The sequence below is a fragment of the Devosia elaeis genome (assembly GCF_001650025.1).
GTDB classification, from domain to species: Bacteria; Pseudomonadota; Alphaproteobacteria; order Rhizobiales; family Devosiaceae; genus Devosia; species Devosia elaeis.
The window spans coordinates 42,505-68,027 of sequence record NZ_LVVY01000062.1; the positions used below are offsets into that span (position 1 = coordinate 42,505).

26 protein-coding genes are annotated in these 25,523 nt (G+C 62.6%); 21 read left to right on the forward strand and 5 right to left on the reverse strand.

Going from position 1 to position 25,523, the window contains the following annotated elements:
* Positions 1-306 precede the first annotated feature (306 nt).
* The 6 genes from A3840_RS02820 to A3840_RS02845 all read left to right on the forward strand — a co-directional run bounded on the left by A3840_RS02820 (position 307) and on the right by A3840_RS02845 (position 6,530).
* Complete coding sequence (locus tag A3840_RS02820) at positions 307-2,049, forward strand: hypothetical protein (RefSeq protein WP_067451537.1); 1,743 nt, start codon at positions 307-309, stop codon at positions 2,047-2,049.
* A 28-nt stretch (positions 2,050-2,077) separates the two neighbouring features.
* Positions 2,078-2,656 carry a recombinase family protein gene (locus A3840_RS02825; protein ID WP_067451540.1) on the forward strand — a complete coding sequence of 193 codons (579 nt, stop codon included), beginning with the start codon at positions 2,078-2,080 and terminating at the stop codon, positions 2,654-2,656.
* 6 nt (positions 2,657-2,662) lie between these two features.
* On the forward strand, positions 2,663-3,019 hold the full coding sequence (locus tag A3840_RS02830; protein WP_131798233.1) for a Rap1a family protein: 357 nt from the start codon (positions 2,663-2,665) through the stop codon (positions 3,017-3,019).
* Positions 3,013-3,468: a hypothetical protein gene (locus tag A3840_RS02835; protein ID WP_067451546.1), complete on the forward strand. Its 456-nt coding sequence runs from the start codon at positions 3,013-3,015 to the stop codon at positions 3,466-3,468. Before A3840_RS02830 ends, A3840_RS02835 begins: the two co-directional genes overlap by 7 nt.
* A gap of 644 nt (positions 3,469-4,112) precedes the next feature.
* Positions 4,113-5,270: a M20 aminoacylase family protein gene (locus tag A3840_RS02840; RefSeq protein WP_067451549.1), complete on the forward strand. Its 1,158-nt coding sequence runs from the start codon at positions 4,113-4,115 to the stop codon at positions 5,268-5,270.
* 330 nt (positions 5,271-5,600) lie between these two features.
* Complete coding sequence (locus A3840_RS02845) at positions 5,601-6,530, forward strand: hypothetical protein (RefSeq protein WP_067451553.1); 930 nt, start codon at positions 5,601-5,603, stop codon at positions 6,528-6,530.
* 167 nt (positions 6,531-6,697) lie between these two features.
* Here A3840_RS02845 and A3840_RS02850 read toward each other — a convergent pair whose 3' ends face one another.
* Together A3840_RS02850 and A3840_RS02855 are read right to left on the reverse strand one after the other, a co-directional pair.
* A complete protein-coding gene (locus tag A3840_RS02850) occupies positions 6,698-7,651 on the reverse strand; it encodes a cupin domain-containing protein (RefSeq protein ID WP_165603107.1) in 954 nt (317 codons plus the stop codon).
* Positions 7,652-8,090: 439 nt separating this feature from the next.
* Positions 8,091-8,915 (reverse strand): IclR family transcriptional regulator, encoded by an 825-nt coding sequence (locus A3840_RS02855; protein ID WP_082903602.1) that lies wholly within the window; start codon positions 8,913-8,915, stop codon positions 8,091-8,093.
* A 201-nt stretch (positions 8,916-9,116) separates the two neighbouring features.
* Here A3840_RS02855 and A3840_RS02860 point away from each other — a divergent pair, with 201 nt between their 5' ends.
* From A3840_RS02860 to araD1, 5 genes are all read left to right on the forward strand, one after another.
* On the forward strand, positions 9,117-9,407 hold the full coding sequence (locus A3840_RS02860) for a DUF1330 domain-containing protein (RefSeq protein WP_067451714.1): 291 nt from the start codon (positions 9,117-9,119) through the stop codon (positions 9,405-9,407).
* 105 nt (positions 9,408-9,512) lie between these two features.
* Complete coding sequence (locus A3840_RS02865; protein ID WP_067451563.1) at positions 9,513-10,064, forward strand: TRAP transporter small permease; 552 nt, start codon at positions 9,513-9,515, stop codon at positions 10,062-10,064.
* Positions 10,061-11,338 carry a TRAP transporter large permease gene (locus A3840_RS02870; protein ID WP_067451566.1) on the forward strand — a complete coding sequence of 426 codons (1,278 nt, stop codon included), beginning with the start codon at positions 10,061-10,063 and terminating at the stop codon, positions 11,336-11,338. Before A3840_RS02865 ends, A3840_RS02870 begins: the two co-directional genes overlap by 4 nt.
* Before the next feature lie 17 nt (positions 11,339-11,355).
* Positions 11,356-12,348: a TRAP transporter substrate-binding protein gene (locus A3840_RS02875; protein WP_067451569.1), complete on the forward strand. Its 993-nt coding sequence runs from the start codon at positions 11,356-11,358 to the stop codon at positions 12,346-12,348.
* A 61-nt stretch (positions 12,349-12,409) separates the two neighbouring features.
* Entirely contained in the window at positions 12,410-13,408 is a 999-nt protein-coding gene (gene araD1, locus A3840_RS02880) for an AraD1 family protein (RefSeq protein ID WP_067451572.1), read from the forward strand.
* Between the two features lie 57 nt (positions 13,409-13,465).
* Here araD1 and A3840_RS02885 read toward each other — a convergent pair whose 3' ends face one another.
* Together A3840_RS02885 and A3840_RS02890 are read right to left on the reverse strand one after the other, a co-directional pair.
* Positions 13,466-14,212 (reverse strand): SDR family oxidoreductase, encoded by a 747-nt coding sequence (locus tag A3840_RS02885; protein ID WP_067451575.1) that lies wholly within the window; start codon positions 14,210-14,212, stop codon positions 13,466-13,468.
* Between the two features lie 10 nt (positions 14,213-14,222).
* Positions 14,223-15,350, reverse strand: a complete 1,128-nt coding sequence (locus A3840_RS02890) for an iron-containing alcohol dehydrogenase (RefSeq protein WP_067451578.1) — start codon at positions 15,348-15,350, stop codon at positions 14,223-14,225.
* Between the two features lie 265 nt (positions 15,351-15,615).
* On the opposite strand from A3840_RS02890, the gene A3840_RS02895 reads away from it, so the two are divergent.
* Positions 15,616-16,521 (forward strand): 2-hydroxyacid dehydrogenase, encoded by a 906-nt coding sequence (locus A3840_RS02895; RefSeq protein ID WP_067451581.1) that lies wholly within the window; start codon positions 15,616-15,618, stop codon positions 16,519-16,521.
* A 35-nt stretch (positions 16,522-16,556) separates the two neighbouring features.
* Here A3840_RS02895 and A3840_RS02900 read toward each other — a convergent pair whose 3' ends face one another.
* Positions 16,557-17,321 carry a FadR/GntR family transcriptional regulator gene (locus A3840_RS02900; protein WP_082903603.1) on the reverse strand — a complete coding sequence of 255 codons (765 nt, stop codon included), beginning with the start codon at positions 17,319-17,321 and terminating at the stop codon, positions 16,557-16,559.
* Between the two features lie 115 nt (positions 17,322-17,436).
* Here A3840_RS02900 and A3840_RS02905 point away from each other — a divergent pair, with 115 nt between their 5' ends.
* From A3840_RS02905 to A3840_RS02945, 9 genes are all read left to right on the forward strand, one after another.
* Entirely contained in the window at positions 17,437-18,168 is a 732-nt protein-coding gene (locus A3840_RS02905) for a response regulator transcription factor (RefSeq protein ID WP_067451584.1), read from the forward strand.
* Positions 18,169-18,267: 99 nt separating this feature from the next.
* Positions 18,268-18,471, forward strand: coding sequence for a tautomerase family protein (locus tag A3840_RS02910; RefSeq protein WP_067451587.1), 204 nt, complete (start codon positions 18,268-18,270; stop codon positions 18,469-18,471).
* Positions 18,468-19,358 (forward strand): SMP-30/gluconolactonase/LRE family protein, encoded by an 891-nt coding sequence (locus A3840_RS02915; protein ID WP_067451589.1) that lies wholly within the window; start codon positions 18,468-18,470, stop codon positions 19,356-19,358. Before A3840_RS02910 ends, A3840_RS02915 begins: the two co-directional genes overlap by 4 nt.
* A gap of 24 nt (positions 19,359-19,382) precedes the next feature.
* On the forward strand, positions 19,383-20,579 hold the full coding sequence (locus A3840_RS02920; protein WP_165603108.1) for an ABC transporter substrate-binding protein: 1,197 nt from the start codon (positions 19,383-19,385) through the stop codon (positions 20,577-20,579).
* Between the two features lie 80 nt (positions 20,580-20,659).
* Positions 20,660-21,538 carry a branched-chain amino acid ABC transporter permease gene (locus A3840_RS02925; RefSeq protein WP_067451595.1) on the forward strand — a complete coding sequence of 293 codons (879 nt, stop codon included), beginning with the start codon at positions 20,660-20,662 and terminating at the stop codon, positions 21,536-21,538.
* Positions 21,539-21,551: 13 nt separating this feature from the next.
* Positions 21,552-22,493: a branched-chain amino acid ABC transporter permease gene (locus A3840_RS02930; RefSeq protein WP_165603109.1), complete on the forward strand. Its 942-nt coding sequence runs from the start codon at positions 21,552-21,554 to the stop codon at positions 22,491-22,493.
* Entirely contained in the window at positions 22,486-23,223 is a 738-nt protein-coding gene (locus A3840_RS02935) for an ABC transporter ATP-binding protein (RefSeq protein ID WP_067451601.1), read from the forward strand. Before A3840_RS02930 ends, A3840_RS02935 begins: the two co-directional genes overlap by 8 nt.
* Positions 23,204-23,914: an ABC transporter ATP-binding protein gene (locus A3840_RS02940; RefSeq protein ID WP_067451603.1), complete on the forward strand. Its 711-nt coding sequence runs from the start codon at positions 23,204-23,206 to the stop codon at positions 23,912-23,914. Before A3840_RS02935 ends, A3840_RS02940 begins: the two co-directional genes overlap by 20 nt.
* Before the next feature lie 114 nt (positions 23,915-24,028).
* Positions 24,029-25,498: a glucose/sorbosone family PQQ-dependent dehydrogenase gene (locus A3840_RS02945; RefSeq protein ID WP_205633330.1), complete on the forward strand. Its 1,470-nt coding sequence runs from the start codon at positions 24,029-24,031 to the stop codon at positions 25,496-25,498.
* Positions 25,499-25,523: the final 25 nt, after the last annotated feature.

The window sequence follows — 25,523 nt, forward strand, 5'->3', positions numbered from 1 at the left end:
ATTCCGCGCCTACTGTTGCGGTACGGACACATGGGGCTGAGAGGCGGCATGACGCCCGTACAACGCATCTTTGGTTTCTGCGTCCCCCTGTACGCCCACCCCTCCAAGGGTGGCACCCAAGTTCGTCCAGATCGGCGTCACGGTCGATTACGTCGGGTGGTGTCCCTCTCGTTCTGGAAAATGTCGATACCGGATCGGACCGGCAGCCGAACCCGCTCTTAACCTCAACGCATTGAACTTGCAGGCAATTCTGCGACCCTCGTTGGCGTCGGAGGCACGTCCTCCAGTCCCCAACGAGGTTTCGCTATGGACGAACTACCACCCCTTCTGGCCTTCATCCGTGAGGCCGAATTGGCCGACAAGGAGGCTATTGAGCCGCACCAGCCTGCTCCGGTCACGGTTCCGGATTTTCCCCCTATCGACGTGCCTGCCACCCCCCTGCCTAGCCAAGAGGATCAGGGTGACCAGTCGGTTGCCGGACTGAGCCATGTCGATGGTCATGACCCTTCCACGACCGACGAGAGCAGCGACCCCGTGGATCGGGTCGATGAAGCCCTCTCTCTATCCTTGGGTTCAAAGACCGTAGATTTCCAAAAAGAAGATGCCGCCCCCGCCTCGGCTCCATCGGTCTTGCGGACGGTGCAAGCCCTTCACGAACCCGGCGACGGAACCAAGAGGCCGCCAATCTGCTACTGCGGGGCTCCTCGGTTGAAGGAGGTCGATGTTCACCTGCGTGAAGACGGCACCGGCAAAAAGAAGGCCGGGGTGTCTGGTATTTGGCGGTGCCGGAACGGGGAGACCTGCCCTCTTTGCGTTGAGGCCGCCACGGCCCGCCGCCGGAGCGCTTATGCCCGCGTTGGCGATGCCACCATCGAGAAGGGCGGCATTCTGGTGAGCGTTGTCTTGTCGGTCTCGCATGGCCTTGAAGACCGGTTGGCCGACTTGATGACTGCGGTGAAGAAAGCGTCTACCGGCGCACGGGCCGGAGGACCTTGGCATCGCAAGATCAAGGCCGCGCTGGGAGCTCTCGGCGTCCTGGTCGATCATCACGTTCGTTACGGTGAGCGGTACGGATGGCACTATCACCAGCACCTCACGATTTTCTGCCTCAACCGCGACGAGCAGGCCGTCATGGCCGCCATCGATGCGCTGGTCCAACGCTACCTGCGGCTCTTAGCCCGCCAGGGGTATCGCGCCACCGCCGACCGGCAGCATGTGAAGGTGCTGCGTGAACACCCCGAGGGGGAAGCATATACATATCCCGCCGACCACAATCCTGCCGATGGCGACGACGACATGGAGATCACGGCTGCCGATCACGGCGAAGACGAAAGCTTGTCGCCCATGCAATTGGCCGAAATGGCGGCCCAAGGCGACGAACAGGCCGCTGCCCTGTTCATGGAGTTTTCGGCGGCCATCAGGAAGACCCGTAGCGTCGTCGTCACCCCGGCCATGGCAACGGCTCTCGATATCGAGAGCCAGGGTGAAGAGCCACCAGCCTATACCGAGCAGACTCGCCTTGGCTCCATTCCCGGCAAAGTCTGGACCAAACTCCTTGACGAGAACCTTGCCACGACCTTCCTGAGCCGGGTGGAATCGGCTGGGCGTGAACATTGGCTCGCCGTCCGCTGGTGGGCCTTGGAACAGACCGGTGAGGCTCCAGAGTATTCCGTCGAACTGGCGAATGAGATTGCCCAACTCATTCGCGCCCAGAATTGCCTGGACGACCCCACCGCGAAGGAACTGGCACAGAACCAGCTGGGCATCCTCCAGTGCGACTGGACCGAGAGTCACGGGGCCGACCTCGTCGCCGCCACCATGGAATACGTTGCCGCCAACCAACGCCACATGACGGTCAACGAGAAGGACGTGGACTGGTGGACCTCGGTGCTGGAGGTCAACGCCAGCAAGATCGCTCGCCGTCGCCGCGATGCCGCGTCTCACACGACCCTGCCCGAGTGCGCCAACCCGCCTGCGGCCGCAGGCGTCCCACACGGGTCCGTTCCCGACCATGTGGGACAAAAGTCACCGATTTCTCAACATGCCTAGACCCTAGTGCGAACCAAGGACCTTACCCATGACCAAGACCGCCACCGGCCAGACCATTGGCTACGCCCGCACCTCGACCGTCGATCAGATTGCCGGTCTCGAAGCCCAGGTAACCGAACTGACTGCCGCAGGCGTTGACCGGCTCTTCACCGAACAGGTGAGCAGCGTTGCCGAGCGCGCCCAGCTTGACGCCGCCATGGCCTATGCCCGCGAAGGCGACAGCTTCGTCGTCACGAAGCTGGACAGGCTGGCGCGTTCCGTTTCCGATCTCGTCGCCATCGCTGACGTCCTGAGGGCCAAGGGCGTGGCGCTCCGTATCCTGTCCCCCGATATCGATACCTCGACGCCGATGGGGCAACTCATGCTGAACCTGTTGGCCGCAATCGCACAGTTCGAAAGGCAGATCATGTTGGAACGCCAGCGGGAAGGCATCGCGAAGGCGAAGCGTGAAGGTCGATATGCCGGGAGACAGAAAACCGCCCAACGCCATGCTGCGAAGGTCAAGGAGCTTGCCGCCGCTGGTGCCAAACCGGCCAATATCGCACAGGAACTGCGTATCAGCCGGTCCAGCGTCTACCGTCTGCTTGATCGCGGCACCGGCTCATGAGAGAGGATGAGCAGCCATTCCGAAGGGGGACAGGTCGTGAGGTTGCTGTTGATCGCAATGAGTATGGTGGCCATCACGGCCAACGAGGCACACGCGTTGTCCTACTCTACCTATGTCGCAAGCCGCGAGGATGAATTAGGCAAAGTCGTTCTGCGCTCCATAGGCAGCGGGATTGAGTGGGCGAATGTCCAGGCGGGTGTAACGCTCGGCAAGCAGCTTTACTGCCCCCCTGAGAATGTGGTCCTCAACGAGTCCAACTACGATCAGATCATGACAGATTTCGTACATGACAACACTGACTACGGCGATGGAGAGGTTGAGCTCGCGCTGCTGCACGCCCTGATGGAGACCTTCCCTTGTTAATCGAGAATACGTTCAGCAGCATTCGCTGCAAGGCGGGCGCGACAGTGGTCATTGCTGCCATGGCGTCGGCGCTCTGGCTGGCACCGGCCAACGCCGAGGGCATTCGCTGCCACTTTGGCACTATCGATGCCAAGCCACAGCGAACCATCCTGTATGAGCGGACGGAAGCAGGTCGAGAAATTTCGATCTGGACCGTTCGAGGTGAGGGAAAACAGGAATTGGACGACAGGTTTTTGATTCCCGAAGCCCAGGTTAGCCCATTCTATTCTGTTCGCGCTCTGGAGGCGGTGCCGACGAAAGAGGTGGTTTCGACCATCGAAACGTTCCGCGGCGTTCCCTACACCTATTGGGTGGACTGGAAGGACCAGACATTTACCTATGCGACTTTTGACCCCTTCGAAATGAAGGTATGGCAGAGCATGCCCGACCTTTGCGTTTCTGAGCCCTGAAGCGCGCCCAAGCTATTTTGGGTGGGGTCGCGTCCTCTTGTGCCTCTTCATGGCCGCCATCGCCTCCTTCGTTATCAATCGAGGGGCAGGAAGCTTCAGGAGATCGGCACGGATGCGGTCTGTCTCGGCCTGTTCTTCTGCCGACATTGGTGGTGGAAGCCGGTCCCTCTCAAGCTTAGGGCCCTTGCTTTTCAGCCTGATAATGGTTGATCCACCATTGTAGTCGCCACGTCTCCTGCCCAACTTCCACCTCCGTGTAGATGGTGCATCCTACGCGCTGATCCCCGAAGCGCCAACGTCAGGTCCCGTTCCGAATCGGCATGCCCCCGTCCTGTTGACTCATACGATCAGGCGGCGTACCCAGCAGTATACCCGCCTAGTCGTCTATCTTACGTGATTTCAAAGGTTTACACGGAGTTTCGGGGAGAGTCCCTCTCTCTCCGCCATTCTCGCAGATTGGCCTCTAGGGCTCGTTATTGCCGCCGATCGCCGCACGTTCACCAAGCGGCACAGCCAAGTTCTACGCTATCGCCCGATATGTCGTGAAAGCCAGAGATGGCTGGAACCGACGCCATTTCGGACGTTGCTGATCCAAGTTGCATTCCCGGAAGCGGCCGGTAGGATCATCGCTTTAGGGGGGCCTAATGCGTGCTGTCGATCCGAGATACGCTGACGTAGTTGAATGGCGGCGAGACATTCATGCGCATCCCGAACTTCAGTTCGAGGTTGATAGAACTGCTTCACTGGTGGCCTCCAAGCTTCGGGAGTTTGGCTGCGATGAGGTGGTGACTGGTATCGGTCGAACAGGTGTTGTTGACGTCATCCACGGCAATGCTAACGGCAGCGGCAAAGTTATCGGCCTACGCGCCGATATGGACGCTTTACCCATCGAAGAAGAGACTGGAATGCCTTGGGCGTCGAGGACAAAAGGCGTGATGCACGCCTGTGGTCATGATGGCCACACCGCGATGTTGCTGGGGGCGGCCCGAGAACTGGCGCAGGGACGCGCGTTCAACGGAACGGTGGCTGTTGTTTTCCAACCCGCCGAGGAGGGCGGGGGCGGCGGAAAGGCGATGGTAGATGATGGCCTGATGGATCGGTTCGGGATTAACGAAATCTACGCCATGCACACAGAGCCGGCTCTGGCGATTGGACGTTTCGCAACCACATATGGCCCGTTTGGCGCATCGGCAGACGCGTTCAGGATTAGGATCGACGGCAAGGGCGCCCATGGTGCGGAACCACAGGATGGAATTGACCCTCTTGTGGTGGGCGCAAACATTCTACTGGCGCTGCAAACAATCGTGTCGCGTAACATTCATCCTCGCCAAAGTGCCGTGGTGACCGTCGGGTGGCTGAACGCGGGGAAAGCTGGCAATGTCATCCCGCAATTTGCCGAGATGGGCGGCACGACCAGGACTTTTGATCCTGCTGTTCGAGATGTGATCGAAGAGCGCGTGCTGGCTATCGCTGAGAAGATGGCGGAAGCATATGGAGCCAAAGCGACTGTCAGTTACAAGCGCATGTTCCCGCCGTTGGTCAATCCTGCTCTGGAGACGGCCTTTGCCGTTCGAACCGCCCGATTACTGGTCGGCGAAAACAACGTCAACGATGCTGTTGAACCGGTCATGGGATCGGAGGACTTCGCATTCATGCTTGAAGCGCGGCCGGGCAACATGATGCAAATCGGCAATGGGGGCGGCGCAGGTCTTCATGAGGCCACGTTTGACTTCAACGACCAGGCTATCCCATTTGGAATCGCGTATTTTCGAAAGCTCGTTGAGGGCCGAATGCCTCTCTGATTGGAAAGTCAGATCGCACCCCTTGCCGGTCCGCGGGGACCCTTCATTGCTGCCGCCGATTACGCGCTACGGCGCGTTCACCCGGTTCTGAGCCGGTATTTGCCGGCTTGCTGGGTCTTGCTCATCCGTGAACTTTTCGGCGCATGCATTCGCGCGCGAAATCGTCGTCGTTTCGTTGAACAGGGTTCCGAAATTCCGGGCGACGATTCCTCAAATCATTTCGGGATGAATCCGGTGCGGACTGAAAAATGTATTTAAGGGCTGGGTTGACAAAATTTTTCAAATTGCCCTTCTTGTTCCGCCTCTCGACTATTGAAGGGGTTTTAATTCATGAAGCATTTCAATTACATTGGCGCAGGCCCTTATTGTTATTCAAATTCATTTTCCATGATGTTTGGCCGGGATGCTCCCGATATTGCGGTCATCGAATTCGCGACGGGCAGCCCGTTCGGCATGCAACTCGTCGGCGGCACCTTGCCCTTTTTCGATCCTTATGGGTGGACGCCCGAGGCCGGTTTCGACGGCGCACTCGAGGCCATGGGCTGGCTTTCAACCTCGGAAAGTGGGGGGACGCCGCAAGAGGCGCTGGACCGGCTCAAGGCCGCTCTTGCCACAGGTCCGGTCTGGGTCGGCCCGGTGGAGATGGGGTGGCTGAGGCACCAGCCCGGGAAGGACGGCCCCATGGCTGCGGACCATTATATCGTTGTGCTCGCGGTCGAGAATGGCCGGGTGACGATGCATGATCCCGAAGGACACCCCTTCGCGTCCCTGCCGCTCGACGATTTCATGGCCGCCTGGCAGGCGGAAACCCTGGACCATGGCCAGCCCTATACGATGCGGACCGGTTTCCGGGGTGTGCGAGAGGTCGCCGAGGAGGACATCATCAGGGCCTCATTGCCCGAGGCGGTCCGGTTGTTGTCCATGCAGTGTACGCAACACCTGCCCGATGGCACGCTCGGCAATGCCGAGGCGGCCGAGGCTCTTGCAGCCATGATTGAGGGCGGGTGCGGCGATAATCTTCGCGGCCACCTGATCCATTTCGCGATACGCGTCGGCGCCAGGCGGCTTGCCGATGCTGCAACCTGCCTGGCGCGGATCGGCCATGCCGACGCCGCGCAGATCGCTTCAAAACAGGCCCAACTCGTCGGGTCGCTGCAATATCCCCTGACTCTGGGGCTGGATGACGAGGCGGCCACCACGCTCAGGCAGCTTGGCCCTACATATGACGCCCTGCTCGCTGCGCTACGGAACGCAGGGTAGCACGTTGCGGAGGGCCATGGCTCGGACATGGTCCTCCGCTGCATCGCTCTCGGCCCGACGAGGCTAGGCCAGCCGGAAGAGCGAGATCGTCACGCCGCCGGCGCCATGGGCTGGTGTCGTACCCGAGAGGCGCAGCCCACGGGAGGGTGGGCTGCTGGGGGTAAGGATCAGTGTGGCGTGGGCCAGTGGTGCGATCCGAAGGGGTAGCCGTTGATCGCGATGCGCGTCGAGGGCGTGTCCCCATGGAAGGCGGCCCGATGGAACCGGCCGGGCGGCACATAGACCACATCGCCGGCATCGGCGACGAAGAAATCCGCGCCTTCGATCAGGTAGCTGATCTGGCCTTCCATCACGAACCAGAACTCGGCGTAGTCCACGTGGAAATGGCCGATATTGGTCGGAGAGGGGACGCCATTGGCGGTGCCGCGTATGATGTTGACGAAGCTGCGATCGTCCCTGGTGAGGGGGCCGTTCGGTCCCTTTTCGGTGTTCTCGACTTCCCAGAAGAAGTCCAGATAGGGCTTGCTGTCCTGGCGCTCATAGGTATCGGGCTTGTCCAGGCGGCTCAGATACCATTCGTGCCCCTCCGGAGCTTCCGGCAGGTCGGCCTCGGCCGCTTCGGGATAGAGCAGGGTGGCATTGGCGTTGAAGATCTCGAAATGCAATGAGGGACCGTCGCCCACATTGGCCAGGGTGAAGGGCGTGCGGAACGGTACCTGAACCATGAAGCCCTTGGTGGCGACGAAGGGGTCCTGGTCGCCAATGGTGACCTCGACTTCGCCGTCCCAGACGATGAAGCTGGTCCGGTGATCGGCGAGCAGCAGGGTGGGGGATGTTTCCCCCGCCGCCATTTGCACATAGGCGGCCCTCAAATGCTTGTCGTCAACGACCTGGTGATGCCAGCTGTCCTCGCCTTCATGGCTGGCCAGGACCTCGGAAAGCCTGGTGTGCATCTGGTGCACGCCGGTATAGGGCGCAGGCTCGACCGGCTTCGGAGTCCAGGCGAGCACGGGGGGCGGGGCGTCGGCGCTCTGGGCCATGGCAATGCCGCCCAGGCCCATATTCAACGACAGGGCGCCCAGAACGGCGATCCCAAGCCCTGCTAACCTTGATCTACTCACGGCCTCCTCCTTTTTCTTCCGCAAGAACAAAGATGTATGCGTGCGCGGCAACAGCGGAACCACAAGCCGGTCCAGCCGCTGCGAACACTGACTGTCCACGATATGGGCGAACTGTCCATAGAATGGTGAGGGATGGCGGCGCAGGTTGTCAAGCCCGCGGGGGGCCAGAAGTCGTTCCGTGCAGCAGCGCATTGGAGCGGTTCAGGTTCTGACGGAAGCGGCTCCATCGCCCCCTCCCCCTTGCGGGGAGGGACGGGGAGGGGGTGGTTTGGCTGCCAACGATGGGACCCCCACCCCCAACCCCTCCCCTCAAGGGGGAGGGAGCAAAAGGCCACGATTTCAGCCAAGAGCGAGCCGATCTAGCGGGCGCGCGCGATCACGCCCCGTCCAGGTCGAAGACCGCAATGGCGGGAAACGCGCGAGAATGGGCCGGTCTGGCCTAGATGATCACGGCGAGCTTTGCGGTGATGTCTTTTGCGGTCTTGAACACCAGGCTGGCGATCTTCGCATGACGTTCGGGATCATGGCGATAGACCGGCATGCTGACGCTGATGGCGCCAACCGGCTCCCCCGATCGATCGAAGATCGGGCTGCCGACGCAGCGGATATCGGGCTCGTTTTCCTCGTCATCGAAGGCATAGCCGCGCTCGCGTGACTTGATCAGTTCCTTCCGCAGCCTGTCGGGATCGGTATAGGTTTTCTCCGTATGCCGGCGGAGCGTGAGCTGGCCGAGCACCTCGTTCAGACGGTCGTCGGACAGGCCGGAGAGCCAGGCCTTGCCCACCGAGGTCGAGTGCAGTTCCACCTGTCCGCCGATGCTGGTCTTCATCTGGACCGTGTTCGAGCCCTCGATCTTGTCGATATAGACCATGCGATTGGAGCTCGGGACCGCCAGATGCACCACCTCGTCGGTGGCATCGCGCAGCGAGACGAGGAATTCGCGCGCAACGGTGCGCAAATCCGAGCTTTCCCAGGTCTTGGCGGCGAGTTGCAGCAAGCGGGGGCCCAGCCGATAGGTGCCGTCCTCGCGGTGATGCACGACGAGTTGCTCGGCCACCAGGGCCGCGACCAGCCGGTATACGGTGCCGCGCGGGAAGGGGACGCTCTTGGTGAGCTGTCCAATGTCCAGGCCTCGCGGCGCGTCGGCAATGGACTGCAGGACCGTCATAAACTTGGAAAAGGACGCCGCACCCTGCACCTGGTTGCCGGTCCGGGCGTTCTCGTCATCCTGCATTGCGCGGTCCTCCATATCGGAACTTGACATCCCCGATGCTCATCGGTACTCAATTATGGGCACTATGTCCACAATATAGACATCGCCTTCTCGTGTCGTCCTGGGGGGAGACAGGCCGACTACTGCATATCAGCCGCCAGGCCCGCTGGTAGCAAGCCGTAGTCGCGGAGATCCTGTGCGTAACCTGACGCGTCCAGACACTTGAACCGCGAATTGCCGGAGGAGGAAATCATGAGCAAGAAGGGCTATTGGGTCGCGATGGTCGATATCGCGGACCAGGAGGGCTACAAGGAATATATCGCACTCAACAAGGCGGCCTTCGACAAGTTCGGCGCCAAGTTCATCGTGCGGGCCGGCAAGAGCGAAATCATGGAAGGCGCTTCCGCCAATCGCTTGGCGGTCATTGAGTTCGCCGACTTCGATACGGCCCTGGCATGCTACAATTCTCCCGAATACCAGACGGCGCTGCGCGTCCGCGAGAAATATTCCAAGGCTCATTTCGCCGTCGTGGAAGGTGTGTGATGAGCCGGGAATGCGCTGACCGCCCCGCGGCAAAACACGGCCGAACGCTCTCCTCTGCGCCAAGCGCCCGCCCGGCGGGGACGGCCCTGACGTCCGGGAGCCGAAATGCCTAGGCCATTGCAAAGTCTCAACAAGATCATCGACATCCTGGTCGTGGCCGGAATGGCCGTAATGAGCGCGATGGTCTTCCTGAACGTCGTGCTCCGCTATGGCTTCAATTCCGGCATCCCCATCTCCGTCGAGCTGTCCCGGATCATCTTCGTCTGGGTCGTCATGCTCGGATCGATCGTCGCGCTGGCCAATGGCGCGCATCTGGCGGTCGATGCATTCGTGGCCAGGCTGCCGCCCAAGGGGCGATATATCTGCTTCCTCGTCGCCCACGCGCTGATGCTCTGGTGCTGCTGGCTCCTGTGGCAGGGCAGCTGGACCCAGACGATGCTGAACTGGAACAACCACGCCGCGCTTTCGGGGCTCTCGGTCGGCTACGTCTATGCGTCGGGCCTGGTGGCGGCATTGCTGATGGGCATGCTGCTGGTGATCAATCTTTATAAGTCGCTGCGCGGAGAACTGCCGCCCACCTGGTCGGGCGTCACCGAAAACAGCCCGCCTGCCGAGGCCATCGCTGCCGCGGCCGCCATCAAGGAGCAGGCCAAATGACGGTGGTCGTCTTTCTGGGCTCCCTGCTGGGCGCCATCGGCATCGGCGTGCCGATCAGCTTTGCCTTGATGGTCGCCGGCGTGGCGCTGATGCTGTTGTTCGGCAATCTCGACGCGCAAATCCTGGCGCAAAAGCTCATCGACGGCGCCGACTCCTATCCGCTGATGGCCATCCCGTTCTTCCTGATCGCCGGTGAACTGATGAACGCGGGCGGGCTTTCGCGCCGCATCGTGGCGTTCGCGCTGGCCCTGTTCGGGCACCTACGCGGCGGGCTCGGCTATGTCGTTATCGGCACCGGCCTCATCCTTGCCAGTTTGTCGGGTTCGGCCATTGCCGATACGGCGACCCTGGCCGTGATGCTGATCCCGCTCATGCGGCAGGCGGGCTATGACATTCCCCGCTCCAGCGGCCTCATGGCGGCCACGGGCATCATCGCGCCCATCATTCCGCCGTCGGTGGGGTTCGTCATCCTTGGCGTTACCGCCAATATTTCCATCGTCAGCCTGTTCCTGGCCGGCATTGTGCCCGGCCTGCTGATGGCGGCCAGCCTGACAATTACCTGGTGGCTCCTGTCGCGCAAGGATACGGCAAATGTCCTGCCGCGCCAGCCGCTGTCGGAAGTGCTCAAGAGCCTGGTTTCGGCGGTATGGGCCCTGTTCCTGCCGGTGATCATCCTGGTCGGCCTGCGCTTCGGCGTGTTCACGCCAACCGAAGCCGGCGTGATCGCGGCGGCCTATGCGCTCTTTGTCGGTCTCTTCGTTTATCGCGAACTGACGCCGGCAAAGCTCTATGAGGCCTTGCTGGCGGCGGGGCGCATGACTGCGGTGATCATGCTGCTGGTTGCGGCCTCGATGGTCACGGCCTTCATGATCGCGATCGCCAATCTGCCGGGCGCGCTCATTAGCATGCTCAGCCCGTTCATGGACTCGCCGACCATGCTGATGGCAGCGATTGCGCTGATGGTGTTCATCATCGGCATGGTGCTCGATTTCGCGCCGGCGATCGCGATCCTGGTGCCGGTATTCATGCCTGTGGTGAAGACCGCCGGAATCGACCCGATCTATTTCGGCGTCATTTTCCTGATGGTCGCCGCAATAGGCATGATCACGCCGCCCGTGGGGGCGGTGCTCAATACAGTATGCGGGATCAGCAAGATTTCCATGGCCGCAGTGGTCAAAGGGGTCTGGCCGTTCCTTTTGGCGGAAGTACTCGTCGTGGTCCTTCTGATCATTTTCCCGGACCTGGTCCTGGTCCCGATGTCCTGGTTCAGATAATTAGAGGAGGAGTAGAAATGAAGAATTTAGTGCCCCTTGCGGCGCTGGTCGGCCTGCTGGCCGTGTCAGTGCCGGCCCATGCCCAAACCGCCCGGCTCGGCTATGTGCCGACGGAAGACCATCCGGTCGGCATGGCATCCGTGTTCTTCGCCGAAAAGGTGAAGGAGAAGACGGATGGCCGGATCACTATCGAGACGTTCGGCAATGGCGTGCTCGGCAGCGAGCCGCAATTGCAATCGTCCATCCAGGGCGGTTTCCTGGACGTGATGGTGGGACCCACCTCCAACCTTGTGGGCACGGTCCCCGAATACCTGATCTTCGACCTTCCCTTCTTCTATCCGGACTTCGAGGCGGTTGACGCCGTGATGGACGGCGATGTCGGCAAGTTCCTCTTCGAACGTCTCGACACGGAGATGGGCATTGTCGGCCTGGCCTATTGGGACAATGGCTTCCGCCACATCACCAATGCGGTTCGCCCGATCAACACTATCGAGGACCTGAGCGGGCTCAAGATCCGCGTGATCCCCAATCCGCTGTTCCTTTCCACGTTCGAGACGCTCGGTACCAATCCGGTGCCGTTGCCCTATCCCGAACTCTACAATGCCCTGGAAAGCGGGGCGGTGGAGGCCCAGGAGACCCCGGTGGGCCTGATCCATTCCAGCCGCTTCTATGAAGTGCAGGACCATCTGGCGCTGACGGGCCACGTCTATACCCCGTTCGTGCTGCTCGCCAGCAAGCGCTGGTTCGACGGCCTCAGCGACGAGGACCGCGCCGCGGTGCTCGAAGCGGCACAGGAAGCCGCCGTCTACCAGCGGGATCTCTCGCGGTCCGATGCCGACCGCCTGACGGGCCTGCTCGAGGAAGAGGGCATGCAGGTTACCCGCCTTACCGAGGAAGAGATGGCCAAGCTGCGCGAACGCGTTGCCCCGGTCGTCGAGCGGTTCAGCGAGGAGATCGGCACCGACCTCGTGCAACAGGCACGCGCCGCCATGGACGCGGTTGCCGACTAAATAGACAGGTCATGCTGTAGCCGGGCGCGCCTGGCTACAGCCATTTTTTAAAGAGTTTCTCATGCGGTTGATCCAGTTTAGCGCCCCCGGCGGGTCGCGCCATGTCGGCATCGTCGACGGTGACCAAATCCATCAGGTTCGGGAGGTGGAAAGCGTCCGGGAGGTGGCCCTGATGGCCGTGGCCCGGGGGACGAAGATCGAAGACGAAATCCTGCGCCTGGGATCGGGCCAAAGCCACGATTATGCGACGCTGCTCGCGACGGGGAAGGTCTTGCCGCCGATCGACCATCCGGACGCCGCGCACACGATCATTGCCGGCACCGGCCTGACCCATATCGGCAGCGCGGCTTCCCGCTCGGCCATGCACGACACCGCCCAGAACGCGGCGGAGACGGACATGAACGACACCATGCGCATGTTCAAATGGGGCCTGGACGGCGGACGCCCTGCCGAGGGGCGCGCCGGGGTGCAGCCGGAATGGTTCTACAAGGGCGATGGATCGATGGTGGCCTCGCCGGGTGCCGATTTGCTGGCGCCGGACTTCAGCATCGATGTGGGCGAGGAGCCCGAGATCGTCGGCCTCTACATGATCGGCAAGGACAATCGCCCCTATAGGCTGGGCTACGCGATCGGGAACGAAGTGACCGACCACGTGATGGAGAAGCAGAACTATCTCTATCTGGCGCATGCCAAACTGCGCCAATGCTCATTCGGCCCCGAGCTCTTTCTCGGCGATTTGCCGGCCAGCGTGGAGGGGCGGGCGCGCATCCTCCGCGCGGGAGAAACGATCTGGGAAAAGCCCTTTCCCACCGGCGAAGAGAACATGTCCCACTCGATCGCCAATATCGAGTTCCACCATTTCAAGTACAATCATTTCCTGCGCGCCGGCGACGTGCATGTCATCTTCATGGGCACCTCGGTCGCGTCCTTCGCTGATGGCGTGAAGACCCAGCCGGGGGATGTCTTCGAGATCGACATCCCGCTTTTCGGCCGGCCGCTGACAAACACGGTGCGATTGGTGGAAACCCGGACCAGCCCGGGCGGCATCCGGCAGCTCTGATCCTGCGGCCTCCTAAAAACCGCCCGGCTGGCATTGCCCGGCCGGGCGGATGATGCGCTAGAGACCGCCTGAAACGGTGAGCAATGTGCCCGTGACAAAGCCGGAGCCGGGCGAGGCCAGCCATAGGGCCGCCCTTGCGATGTCGTCCGGCTCGGCGATCCGCCCCATGGGGGTGATCGCCGCGATCCGGGCCGGGCGATCCGGATTGCCGCCTTGGCTATGTATGCGCGTATTGGTGGTGCCCACGCGAATGGCGTTGACCCGGATGCCTTCCGGCGCGAGCTCCTTGCCTGTGCCGAAGGTTATCGATTCAACGGCGCCCTTGGTGGCGGCGTAGTGAATATATTCGTTGGGGCTGCCGAGCGCGGCGGCCAGGGACGACATGTTCACGATCGATCCGCCCGTACCACCACTCTTCGTGGACATCCTCACGGCCGCCTGCTGGATGCAATAGACCAGCCCGAAGACATTGACCTGGAATGTCTTTTCAAGCGTGGCGGGATCGAGATCGACCAGCTTGCCGGCCTTGCCGATCAGGCCGGCATTGTTGATCAGGCAGGACACGCGCCCAAGCCCGGTGTCGCATTGTTCAAACAATCCCTGCACGTCGGCGCGGTCGCCCACATCGCCCTGAACGGCGATGGCCCGGGCTCCATTGGCCTCACAGGCGGCGACGACCCCGGCGGCCGCCGCGTGATCGGACAGGTAATTGATGCATATGTCATAGCCTTGGGCCGAAAAGAGCCTGGCGGTTGCGGCGCCAATGCCGTGGCTGGCGCCGGTAACAATGCAGATGGGCCTCAATGCTCGTCCCCTAATAGACTGCTTCGATGATCTGGGCGTATTCGGCGGCCGATAGCGCCCGCGGATTGGTCGCGTGGCTGTGGTCCGCAATCGCCCGCTCGCAGATCCAGGGGATGATGTCCCGCGTCACGCCGAGCTCGGACAATCTGGCGCCGATGCCGAGCCTGGCGTTCAGGTTTTCGAGGTTGTCGGCCAGGGAGCCCCTGGGCAGGCCGACCAGATCCTCCAATTGCGCGACCTTGCGGGCGGCGGATTCTATCTCGCAGTTCCAGCGGAGCACTACCGGCATGAGAATGGCGTTCAGCATGCCGTGGTGGAGCTTCAGCTCCTTCAGGCCGCCAAGCGCGTGGCTGAGGGCGTGGACGGCACCCAATCCCTTCTGAAAGGTCATGCCGCCTTCCAGGGCGCCCATCATCAGTTCGGTTCTTGCCAGGAGGTTGGCGGGCTCCTCGAAAGCGACGGGCAATGCCGCCCAGATGCGCTGGAACCCGTCCCGGGCAATCGCCTCTGCCGGCGGATTGTAGCGCGGCGACAGCAGGCTCTCGATGCAATGCGACAGGGCATCGAGACCCGTTGCGGCGGTCAGGGCCGGCGGCAGGCCGGTCGTCAGCTCGGGGTCGCAGATCGCGCGCCTGGGAATGAGATGCGGACTGATGAAGCCAAGCTTGCGCCCATCTTCGAGGGTGAGCAGGGCCGCGCGGCCGACCTCCGAGCCCGTGCCCGCAGTGGTGGGGACGGCGACGAGAGGCGCCACGTTCTGCGTGATGCGGGCGATGCCGCCCTCTATGGCCGCATATTGCTCCAGCGGCCCGTCATGGGTGGCAAGAAGCGTAATCCCCTTGGCCAAATCCAGCGGCGAGCCGCCGCCAATGGCCACCACGCCGTCGCATCCATGCTGGCGATAGAGGCTCAAACCGGCCAATACGGCACTTTCGGTAGGGTTTGTCGGCACGTCGAGGAAGGTCGGCGCCCCGGCCAGGATTTCGAGGCCCGGCCGCTCCAGAAGGCCCGCCGCCTTGATGCCGTGATCGCTGACGAGCAGGGGGCGCGAAATGCCCAGTTGCGACAATATTTCCTTCAGAGACCCGATGGCGCCTGCCCCAAAGTAAACCGTCGACAAGTAGCTGATTATATCCATCGGCTCCCCCTTCTAATGCCAGCTCCCACAAGCCGAATGCCCAAATAGTGGACAATATGCCCAAGTTTGGTGGAGCGTGTCAGCGTAGGCCATAGCTGTCAAGAGCGGGTTGACGCTGCCGGCCGTTCAAACTACGTTATCCACTATATAGGCAATATGCCCATATGGTGGTCGATCGATCTCGATCATCGATCCACCGATGCGGCGTCGCTGTTCAATGATATAGGGGGAGGCGATTTTGAGCACCATACTCATTCCCGGATGGATGCATGAGCACGCTCGCGATGTGCTCTCCCGCCGCTTCAAGCTGATCGAAATCGACCAGGCCGATGCCGTGCCGGCGCTTGCCGAAGACCAGAGGCGCGCCATCCTGGGCATTGCATGCCGGGCCGGCATCAGCGCGGAAACGATGCAGGCTTTGCCCAATCTGCAGATCATTGCGAGTTTCGGCGTCGGCTATGACATGATCGACATCGCAGGCGCGCGGGCGCGGGGTGTTGTTGTCACCAATACGCCGGACGTGCTGAACGAGGAAGTTGCCGACACAAGCGTGGGCTTGCTGCTGAACGTCGTCCGGGACCTGTCCCGTGCGGAGGCCTATGTCCGCGCCGGCCAGTGGGAGCATGCGGACTATCCGCTGTCCCGCCTCACCCTGCGGGAGCGTGTGGTCGGCATTTACGGCATGGGCCGCATCGGCCAATGCATCGCCCGGCGGCTCGAGGCCTTTGGTGTGGGCATCTGCTATCACAACAGACAAGAGGCCCCCGACCTGCCCTATCGCTATTTGGCCTCGCTGATGGAAATGGCGGCGCATGTGGATACGCTCATTTCCATCGTGCCCGGCACGCCGTCCACCGCCTTGACCATCAACGGCGCGGTGCTCGCGGCGCTGGGCCCGGATGGGGTCTTCATCAATATGGGCCGCGGCAGCGTCGTGGACGAAGCGGCGCTGCTCGCCGCGCTCCGGTCCGGCACGATCGCGGCGGCCGGTCTCGACGTCTTCGCAAACGAACCTCATATCGACAAGGAACTGCTCGCGCTCCCGAACCTCACCGTGCTGCCGCATGTCGGTTCGGCTTCGCAGCACACGCGCCGGGCGATGGGCGACCTGGTGGCCCGCAACCTCATCACCTGGTTCGAGACGGGGCGCGCCCTGACCCCGGTGTACTGAGGATGGTGGCGTCCGCCATGGCTCCCCTCGGCGGCCTATCCATGGCCCGGCCCTTGCGCGGCGCGGCGATTGAGCTCGAGCATATTGGTCATTTCGGCTTCCGCAGCCACGGGGTCGCGCCGCTTGATCGCCTCCGCCACGCCGATATGGCCGGCGCGGCTGACCGGCCCCTGATTCTTGAACAGAACGCCGTATTCGTACGAAATCCTCAGCATGGTCAGGAATATCGGGCGCAATTGGCGCATCAACAGATTTCCGGTGGCGTCCAATATGGTGGCGTGGAAGGCGCAATCGGCTGCGAAAAGATCGTCCACCGCGCCATCTTCCGGATGCATGGCATAGGCCGCCTCCAGGATGGCCGCGACCTGTTCGCCGGTCGCCCGCTCCGCCGCCAGGGCGGCGGCTTTCGGCTCGATGATGCTGCGCAGTTCCGTGGTTTCGGCGAACATGAGCTGCAATCGGGGATGGCTCGGATCGTGCCAGGCGGCGACATCCGCATCGAGCAGGTTCCATTCCTCCACCGGCCGCACCCGGGTCCCGTAGCGGCGGGCCGTGCGCACCATGCCCTTGCCCGACAACACCTTGATGGCATCGCGAACCGTGGCCCGGCTGACCCCCAGGGAACAGGCCAGTTCCGGTTCCGTTGGCATCACCGTTTCGGGGCGATAGGTGTCATTGGCGATGCGGCGGCCGAGAACGTCCACCGCGATCCTGGTGGCGCCTGCCGGCAGGGCGGCGCCGAGATTGGCCGGAAGCGCCAGAGCCGGCGTCCTGGGCCGCGATGGGCTCGCATCGTTCATTGTCGATCTTTACATCTGATCTAAGGGGCTGCACATTGTCCCATGTCCTCACCCTTTGTCCGTGGCGTCAACGGCAAAAGAGACCTCAGAGGCGACGCCTTGGTAAGCCGGTTCCATGACGAACGTGTCTGACACCATACTTATCGCCGAGGATGATCCCGTCTATCGCTCCTTCATCAGGCAGGCGATCGCGGAGAGCGACCTCTGCGGGCTCAATGTCGAAGAGGCGACCGATGGCGGTGCGGCGGTGCGGCTGGCCAAGCAATTGCGGGCCAAGTTCGTCGTCCTGGACCTGCAGATGCCGGTTCTGTCCGGCGTGGAGGCCGCCCGGCAAATCTGGTCCTTCGAGCCGCGCACCAGCATCCTGTTCTGGTCCAATTTCGCCGACGAATCCTATGTCCGGGGCCTGGCGCGGATCGTGCCGACCGAGGCGAGCTATGGTTACCTGCTCAAGTCGTCGTTTTCCTCGCGCCTTCGCGGAGCCCTGGAAGGCGTCTTTCTCGACGGCCAATGCATAATCGACCGGGAAATCCGGGGCATCCAGGCGCGGGCGGAGAAGTGGAACGAGACATTGAGCAATGCCGAATATGACATGCTCGTGGACATTTCGCTCGGCCTGACCGACCTGGCCATCGCCGGGCGGCACGGCCTTTCCACCCGAGGCGTCCAGAGCCGGCTGCAAAAGCTCTATACCAAGCTGGGCGTCAATATCCCGGAAACGGGGGGCGGGGACGCCATCTTCAATCCCAGGTCCAGGGCCGTCTGCGTGGCCGTGCTCCGCGGCATCATCAATGCCGAACTGATCGGCCGGCTGCGTCAGCAGGAAGCGGCTGGCGCCGAGCCATGACCCATACTGTGGAAACCCGCACTTCCAGACCGCGCCACTGCGCTTCTTTGCAGCGGGGGCGCCTGCCTATCCTCCCCTGTAACTGGAGGAAAGATCGAAATGCCATACATACATATCGACTGGGTCTCGGGGCAGGGCGATGAGCGTCGCGACGAAGTGGCCAAGCGCGTGACCCACGCCGTCAATGAAATTACCGGTATCGCGCTGACGGACATCTGGGTGGTGTTCCGGGATATCGAAGCGAAGGAGTGGTATGTCGGTGACCGCTCCGTGGCCGACAGGCGCGCGGGGAAGACCGGATGAGCATTATCGTCCGCGATGCCGGCATGGAGCGGATCGTTTCCGCAGAAGCGGAGGTGGTGCAAGTGGCCACCGGCTTTCTGTTCACCGAGGGTGCCCTCTGGCACCCTCGCGAGCAGTTCCTGTTGTTCTCGGACATGCCCGGGGATGTCATCCGCCGCTGGGACGAGAAAAACGGTGTCCAGGTGTTCCGCCGGCCCAGCCAGATGTCCAACGGCCTGACCTATGATCGGCAGGGGCGCCTGCTGGCCTGCCATCACGCGACCTCAAGCGTCACGCGCACGGAAGCCGATGGCACCATCACGACGCTGGCCACCCATTACGGGGGGCGCGCGCTCAACAGCCCCAACGACATCGTCGTGAAGAGCGATGGCAGCATCTATTTTTCCGATCCCAGTTTCGGACGCATGGAATTCTATGGCGTCCCGCGCGAGCAGGAGCTGGATTTCCGCGGCGTGTTCCGCCTCGGTCCGGATGGCGAGCTGACGCTTCTGGCCGATGATTTCAGCCAGCCCAACGGCCTCTGCTTCTCGCTCGACGAGCAATTGCTCTATGTCAACGACACCGAGCGCGGGCACATTCGCGTCTTCGACGTGATGGCTGACGGCACGATGGGCAATGGCCGGCTCTTTGCCAGCACGCGCGGCGACGAGCCCGGCGCGCCAGACGGCATGAAGATCGACAGCCAGGGCAATCTCTATTCCTGCGGGCCAGGCGGCATACACGTCTTCGCCCCCGGCGGAGAATGGCTCGGCGTCATTCGCATACCGGAAGTCTGCGCGAATTTCACATGGGGAGGTCCCGCGCTGCAGACGCTTTTCGTCACTGCCAGCACTTCGCTCTATGCGGTCGAAGTGCGCGTGCCGGGGCGAGCCGTCTTCCAAGCTTAGAACAGGTCATAGGGAGGATACATCGTGACCAAATCTTATAATGCATTGCTGCTTTTGGGCGTGACGCTTCTGGCGAGCACCGTGGCCGGATCGGCCCTGGCGCAGGAGGGAGAGCCGATCAGGGTCGGCGTGGCCTTCCCGCAAACCGGCGCCGGCGCCTCCCAGGGCTCCGACACGGCGCTGGGCATCGAGATGGCCATCGACGAGATCAATGCCAATGGCGGCCTGCTCGGTCGTCCGGTGGAAATGTTCTGGCGTGATTCCAAGGGCACGCCGGCCGATGCGACCATCGCCGCGCGGGATCTGATCACGCTGGACAATGTCGACTTTTTCCTCGGCGGCTACAATTCCGGCGAGACGCTGGCCATGTCGGAAGTCGCGCTGCAGGAAGAGGTGATCTACGTCGCCCCGGTCGGCAAGACCATCCAGCTGACCGACAATTATCACCCCTACCAGTTCCGGATCGCCGCCAATACGAATACCGAAGGCGGTTCGGCGGCTCTTATCCTCGAGGAATTGGGGGCGCAGAAAATCTGCACCATCCTGTTCGACTATGCCTATGGGCACGACCTGCTCAAGGGCTTCGAGAAGGCGCTGGAAAGCGCTGGCTCCGACGCCGAGATCGTTACCCAGGTCTGGCCGGCGCTCGGCGTCTCCGACTACACGCCCTATATCGGGGAAGTGCTCAATTCCGATTGCGACGGGGTGTTCTCGGGCATCTGGAGCGGCGAGTTCCTGGCCTTCGCCAAGCAGGCCTCCTCGTTCGGCCTGTTCGACATGGGCAAGCATTGGGCGGCGGCCGGCGAGGTGGGCTCCCAGGACATCATGGAACAGCTTGGCGCCGACATGCCGAACGGCATTTGGACCAATTCCTACGAGGTCTGGTACTATCCCGATACGCCCGAGCACAATGCCTACCTCGAAAAGGTGCGCGAGCTGACCGGGAGCGAGCATCCCAATCCCTGGCCGAGCGTGGGCTATATCGGCATGCAGGCGCTGGCCGCCGGCATCGAGGCTGCCGGCAGCACCGAAACCGACGCCGTGATCGCGGCGATGGAAGGGCTGTCCTTCGCCTCCCTGGTCGGAGAGCTGACGATCGGCGGCGAGGGCGACCACCAGGCCAATCGCGGCCAGTACTGGGGCGTCACCGCCGATAGCGAGCATCCGTTCAAGGTGCTTGACGAGGTGCGCTACGTCCCTGCCGACGACATCATGCATTGATCTGACCGCATGACGTCCGTGGCGCCCCGGGCCGTGGCGCCACGGGCTATTGTCCATGCAGGCCCAGCGAGGGAGCCACATTGTTCGGCGCTATTCAATTCCTAAACGGCCTGTCCCACGGGCTGAGCCTTTTTCTCGTGGCCGCCGGGTTGAGCATCATCTTCGGCGTGCTGCGGGTGCTCAATTTCGCCCATGGCGGCTTCTACATGCTGGGGGGCTATGTCGCCTATGAGGTGGTCCGGCGCATCGGCATGGAACATGGACTGTTCTGGGTGGCGGTGATCGTCGCCGGGCTGGTCCTGGCTCTCGTGGCGGCCGGCATCGAGCGGTTCATGCTGCGGCAGCTCTATAACCGCGACCAGATCTACCAATTGCTCTTCACCTTTGCGCTCGTGCTGCTGATCGGCGACGTGGTGCGCATCTTCTGGAGCACCACGGCCCTGTCCGTATCCTTTCCGCCCGAATTGCGCGGCGCGCAGAATCTCGGCTTCACCATCTATCCGCGCTATCGCCTGTTCCTGTGCGTCGTGGGTGTCGTGGCGGCCGTGGGCCTGTGGCTGCTGTTCCAGCGGACCCGCTGGGGCCGCATCATCCGCGCCGCGACCCAGGATCGCGAAATGCTCTCCTCGCTCGGGGTCAATGTCCCCATGGTCTACCTCGCCGTCTTCGCGGGCGGCGGCGCCCTTGCCGGGATCAGCGGCGCCCTGGCGGCGCCGGCGCTGGCGCTGCGCGGAGGCATGGATGCCGAGATTATCGTGGAATGCTTCATCGTCGTGATCATCGGCGGCCTGGGCAGCCTGTGGGGCGCCTTTATCGGCGCGCTGCTCATCGGGCAGTTGCGCGCCATCGGCATCACCTTCGTACCGGAATGGGAAATCGTCCTGATCTACCTCTTGATGATCGTCGTGCTCGTTTTCAGGCCCTGGGGTCTGTTCGGCAAGAAACAGGCGGGCAGCTGACATGAAAGCCAATATGCAAATTGCTCTCCTGGCCGCGCTTTGCCTGGGGCTGGCGCTCGTCCCCCTCAGCGGCAGCACCTATCTCGTCTACCTGGCGACGCAGATCCTCATCTTCATCCTGTTCGCCACCAGCCTCAATCTGCTGGTGGGTTATGGGGGGCTGATCTCCTTCGGGCATGCGGCGTTTTTTGCCATCGGCGGATACAGCAATGCCATCCTGCTCACCACCTATGGCGTCCCGGTCCTGCTCGCCCTGCCGGGGGCCATGGTCGTCACCGCGATATTGTCGGCGATCATCGGCTTCTTCTGCGTCCGGTTGACGGCATATTACTTCTCCATGCTCACGCTTGCCTTCGGGCAATTGGTCTGGGCCGTCGCGTTCAAGTGGCGGGCGGTGACCGGCGGCGACGACGGCTTCCTGCGCGTGGCTGTGCCCGAATGGCTCGCCACCCCTTCGAGCTTCTATCTCTTCTCGCTACTGGTCGTGGCGCTGGCGGTGGCGGTGCTGTGGGTCGTGGCCCATTCGCCCCTCGGCCGAACCATGATGGCCATCCGGGAAAACGAGACCCGGGCGGGCTTCCTGGGCGTCAATACCCGGCTCGTCCAGTTGATCACCTTCACCATTGCCGGCACGTTTGCGGGCCTGGCCGGCGGATTGTTCTCGATGTTCAACCGGTCGCTCTTCCCCAATTCGGCCTGGTGGCTGCAATCGGCCGAAGTCCTCATCATGGTCGTCCTGGGCGGCATAGGCAGCTTTTTCGGCCCGATGGTCGGGGCGCTGGCGCTTATCCTGCTCAACCGGCTGACCTTGCAATTGACCGAATATTGGCCGGCGCTGCTGGCCATCATCCTGATCGTGACGCTGTTCTTCTTCCCCAATGGCATTGCCGGCCTGTTCGGCTCGCGCCCGGCACCGGGCCTGAGGGACGAGCGGGGGGAGAAGAGCGATGCTTGAAGTCGATGGGATCACCAAGAGCTTTGCCGGCTTCACCGCCGTCAACAAGGCAACGCTGACGGTCGGTGTGGGGCAGGTCCATGCGGTGATCGGGCCGAACGGCGCGGGGAAATCCACGCTGTTCAACCTGATCACGGGTCACCTGACCGCCGATGCCGGCGAGGTGCGCCTGGAAGGCAAGCGGCTGACCGGCCTGCCGCCCCATGCGGTGGTGCGCAGCGGGCTCGGCCGATCGTTCCAGCGGATCAGCGTCTTCTCCAAGATGAGCGTCCGCGAAAACATCCAGATCGGACTCGTGGCGCGCGAACGCGAGGAATTGTGCTTCTGGCGGCCGCTGCGGGATCGCCGGCGCGATACCGACGAATTGCTCGAGACGGTCGGCCTGATCGATGAGCAGAACGCGACGGCCGGCCAGATGTCGTATGGAAAGCAAAAGCAGCTCGAGCTCGCCCTGGCGCTGGCCGGGCAGCCGCGCATCCTGCTTCTCGACGAACCCACCGCCGGCATGTCGCCCCGCGAGACCGACGAGTGCATCGAGCTCGTCATGCGGGTGGTCAAGGAGCGGGGCATGACGCTGCTCTTCACCGAGCATGACATGAATATCGTTTTCGGCATCGCCGATCGCATCTCGGTCCTCCATCACGGCGAGATCATCGCTTCGGGCGCGCCCGAAGAGGTGCGTGCCAACACTTCAGTTCAGGAGGTCTATCTTGGCCGACCAGCCCGTTGATCTCAAAGTCGAATCCATCGCCACCTATTACGGCCTCAGCCAGATCCTGTTCGACGTATCCTTCTCGGTCGGCCCCGGCGAGGTGGTGGCCCTGGTGGGACGCAACGGCGTCGGCAAGACCACGACCATGCGTTCGATCGCGGGCCTGACCCCGCCCAGGGCGGGCAAGGTGATCTGGAACGGCAGGGACATGAAGGGCGTGCCGCCCCATCAGGTCTGCCGCGCCGGCATTGGCTATGTTCCCGAAGACCGGCGCATCTTTCCGGACCTGACGGTGTGGGAGAATCTCGACGTGGTATGGCGGCCCGCCGATTCCAAATGGACCGAGGAGCGCATCTTCGACATCTTCCCCGACCTGGCCAAATTGCGCGACCGCAATGGCGGTTATCTCTCCGGCGGGCAGCAGCAGATGCTGACCATCGCCCGGACCCTGATGACCGACCCCAAGCTCCTGCTCCTCGACGAGCCAACCGAGGGGCTCGCGCCCCTGGCGGTGGAGCGGATGGTGGACCGCATCGGCGTGCTCAAGGCCGAAGGGCTGGCCATGGTGCTTGCCGAGCAGAGCACGGACATGATCCTGGCCCTGAGCGACCGCATGCATGTGATGGAGAAGGGGCAGATCCGGGCCACGCTGACACCGGAAGAGGTCCGCGCCGACGAGACGCTGCTTACCCGCTACCTGATGCTGTAGTCCTAACCCCGTGCGGCACTGCGGGAACCCGCACTCTCCAATGGTGCCATCCCACTGTCGGGCCTCCGGCCAATTCTCCTATCGTTGGCACGAACCATGCCAAACGAGGAGGAAATGGTGGCACTACGAACCAATATGCGGAACGGTTACGGGCCTGTGGTCGCCGGGGCGGCGCTTGCGGCGCTGATGCTCGGCGCCAGCCCGGTTCTGGCCCAACTGGAGAAGATTCCGGGCCGGCCGATGAGCCCGGTCGCGGTGGAGCAGGGCGATCCGTCGCTGTTTTCAATGCGGGTGCTGACGACCGGCCTCGGCAATCCCTGGAGCGTTCGCTGGGGTCCCGATGACCATCTCTGGGTCACCGAGCGCACCGAAGGCCGCGTGGCGCGTGTCCATCCGGTCACCGGGGCGAAGATGGTGGTCCTGACGCTCGAGGGCGTGGTCACCGGCCCCCAGCAGGGCCTGCTCGGCCTTGTTCTGCATCCGGAACTGCTCCAAGGCACCGGCAATGACTATGTCTATGTGTCCCACACCTACGATGCCAGCGGCGGGCAGGGCGAGCTCGACAGGAAGGGCAAGATCGTCCGCTTCACCTACGACCAGGCGACCGACCAATTGGTCGATCCTGTCGAATTGCTGAGTGGCATTCCCGCCGGCACCGACCACAATGCCGGCCGCATGCAGTTTGGTCCGGACGGGATGCTCTATTATTCCGCCGGTGACCAGGGGCAGAACCAGTTCCGCAATTACCAGAACCCGATCCTGTCGCAATTGCTGCCGACGGCCGAACAGGTCGCGGCCGAGGACTGGGTCTCCTATACCGGCAAGGTCCTCCGTATCGCCCTCGACGGCTCCATCCCCGAGGACAATCCCGAGATCGAAGGGGTGCGCAGCCACATCTACACCTATGGGCACCGTAATCCGCAGGGCATTGCCTTTTCGGACAGCGGCCAGCTCTACGAGGTGGAGCATGGGCCCAGCAGCGACGACGAGCTGAACCTGCTGACGCCTGGCGCCAATTACGGCTGGCCGAACGTCTCCGGCTTCCGCGACGACCAAGGCTATCGCTACGTGAACTGGAGCGAGGCCCCGACCGATCTCGAATGGGAGATCAATCCGCTTCTGGCGCCCGACGACGTGCCCATGACCACCGAAGCGGAGTTCCCCGGCGAGATCACCGAGCCGCTGGCTTCCTATTGGGTGGTGGAGGACGGGTTCCCGTTCAACGAGCAATGCGGCATCGTCTGCGATCCGACCATCGCGCCAACCTCCGTCTATTATTACGGCGCCGAAGACGGCGGCATTCCCGAATGGGAAAACTCGGTCCTCATCGCCACGCTGAAGCATGGCGTGATCTATTCCCAGCCGCTTTCGGAGGATGGAACCAAGGCCGAAGGGCTGCCCACGCAATGGCTGCCCAGCCAGAACCGCTATCGTGATCTCGTCGTCGGACCCGACAATCGGAGTGTCTATATCGTGACCGATTCGGGCGGGGCCACCACGCCTCTCTATGGCGACCAGCTGACCACCAATATCAATCACAATCCCGGCGCGATCCTGATCTTCACCTATCAGGGCGGCGAGTAATCCCTGCCGGCCGGGGCTCTCAAGC

What these genes read in the sequence shown, in the direction of transcription:
- A3840_RS02820 (WP_067451537.1), top strand. Translation starts at nt 307, where the DNA reads ATGGACGAACTACCACCCCTTCTGGCCTTCATCCGTGAGGCCGAATTG.
- A3840_RS02825 (WP_067451540.1), top strand. Translation starts at nt 2,078, where the DNA reads ATGACCAAGACCGCCACCGGCCAGACCATTGGCTACGCCCGCACCTCG.
- A3840_RS02830 (WP_131798233.1), top strand. Translation starts at nt 2,663, where the DNA reads ATGAGCAGCCATTCCGAAGGGGGACAGGTCGTGAGGTTGCTGTTGATC.
- A3840_RS02840 (WP_067451549.1), top strand. Translation starts at nt 4,113, where the DNA reads ATGCGTGCTGTCGATCCGAGATACGCTGACGTAGTTGAATGGCGGCGA.
- A3840_RS02845 (WP_067451553.1), top strand. Translation starts at nt 5,601, where the DNA reads ATGAAGCATTTCAATTACATTGGCGCAGGCCCTTATTGTTATTCAAAT.
- A3840_RS02855 (WP_082903602.1), bottom strand. Translation starts at nt 8,915, where the DNA reads ATGTCAAGTTCCGATATGGAGGACCGCGCAATGCAGGATGACGAGAAC.
- A3840_RS02860 (WP_067451714.1), top strand. Translation starts at nt 9,117, where the DNA reads ATGAGCAAGAAGGGCTATTGGGTCGCGATGGTCGATATCGCGGACCAG.
- A3840_RS02865 (WP_067451563.1), top strand. Translation starts at nt 9,513, where the DNA reads ATGCCTAGGCCATTGCAAAGTCTCAACAAGATCATCGACATCCTGGTC.
- A3840_RS02870 (WP_067451566.1), top strand. Translation starts at nt 10,061, where the DNA reads ATGACGGTGGTCGTCTTTCTGGGCTCCCTGCTGGGCGCCATCGGCATC.
- A3840_RS02875 (WP_067451569.1), top strand. Translation starts at nt 11,356, where the DNA reads ATGAAGAATTTAGTGCCCCTTGCGGCGCTGGTCGGCCTGCTGGCCGTG.
- araD1 (WP_067451572.1), top strand. Translation starts at nt 12,410, where the DNA reads ATGCGGTTGATCCAGTTTAGCGCCCCCGGCGGGTCGCGCCATGTCGGC.
- A3840_RS02890 (WP_067451578.1), bottom strand. Translation starts at nt 15,350, where the DNA reads ATGGATATAATCAGCTACTTGTCGACGGTTTACTTTGGGGCAGGCGCC.
- A3840_RS02895 (WP_067451581.1), top strand. Translation starts at nt 15,616, where the DNA reads ATGCATGAGCACGCTCGCGATGTGCTCTCCCGCCGCTTCAAGCTGATC.
- A3840_RS02900 (WP_082903603.1), bottom strand. Translation starts at nt 17,321, where the DNA reads ATGAACGATGCGAGCCCATCGCGGCCCAGGACGCCGGCTCTGGCGCTT.
- A3840_RS02905 (WP_067451584.1), top strand. Translation starts at nt 17,437, where the DNA reads ATGACGAACGTGTCTGACACCATACTTATCGCCGAGGATGATCCCGTC.
- A3840_RS02910 (WP_067451587.1), top strand. Translation starts at nt 18,268, where the DNA reads ATGCCATACATACATATCGACTGGGTCTCGGGGCAGGGCGATGAGCGT.
- A3840_RS02915 (WP_067451589.1), top strand. Translation starts at nt 18,468, where the DNA reads ATGAGCATTATCGTCCGCGATGCCGGCATGGAGCGGATCGTTTCCGCA.
- A3840_RS02930 (WP_165603109.1), top strand. Translation starts at nt 21,552, where the DNA reads ATGCAAATTGCTCTCCTGGCCGCGCTTTGCCTGGGGCTGGCGCTCGTC.
- A3840_RS02935 (WP_067451601.1), top strand. Translation starts at nt 22,486, where the DNA reads ATGCTTGAAGTCGATGGGATCACCAAGAGCTTTGCCGGCTTCACCGCC.
- A3840_RS02945 (WP_205633330.1), top strand. Translation starts at nt 24,029, where the DNA reads ATGGTGGCACTACGAACCAATATGCGGAACGGTTACGGGCCTGTGGTC.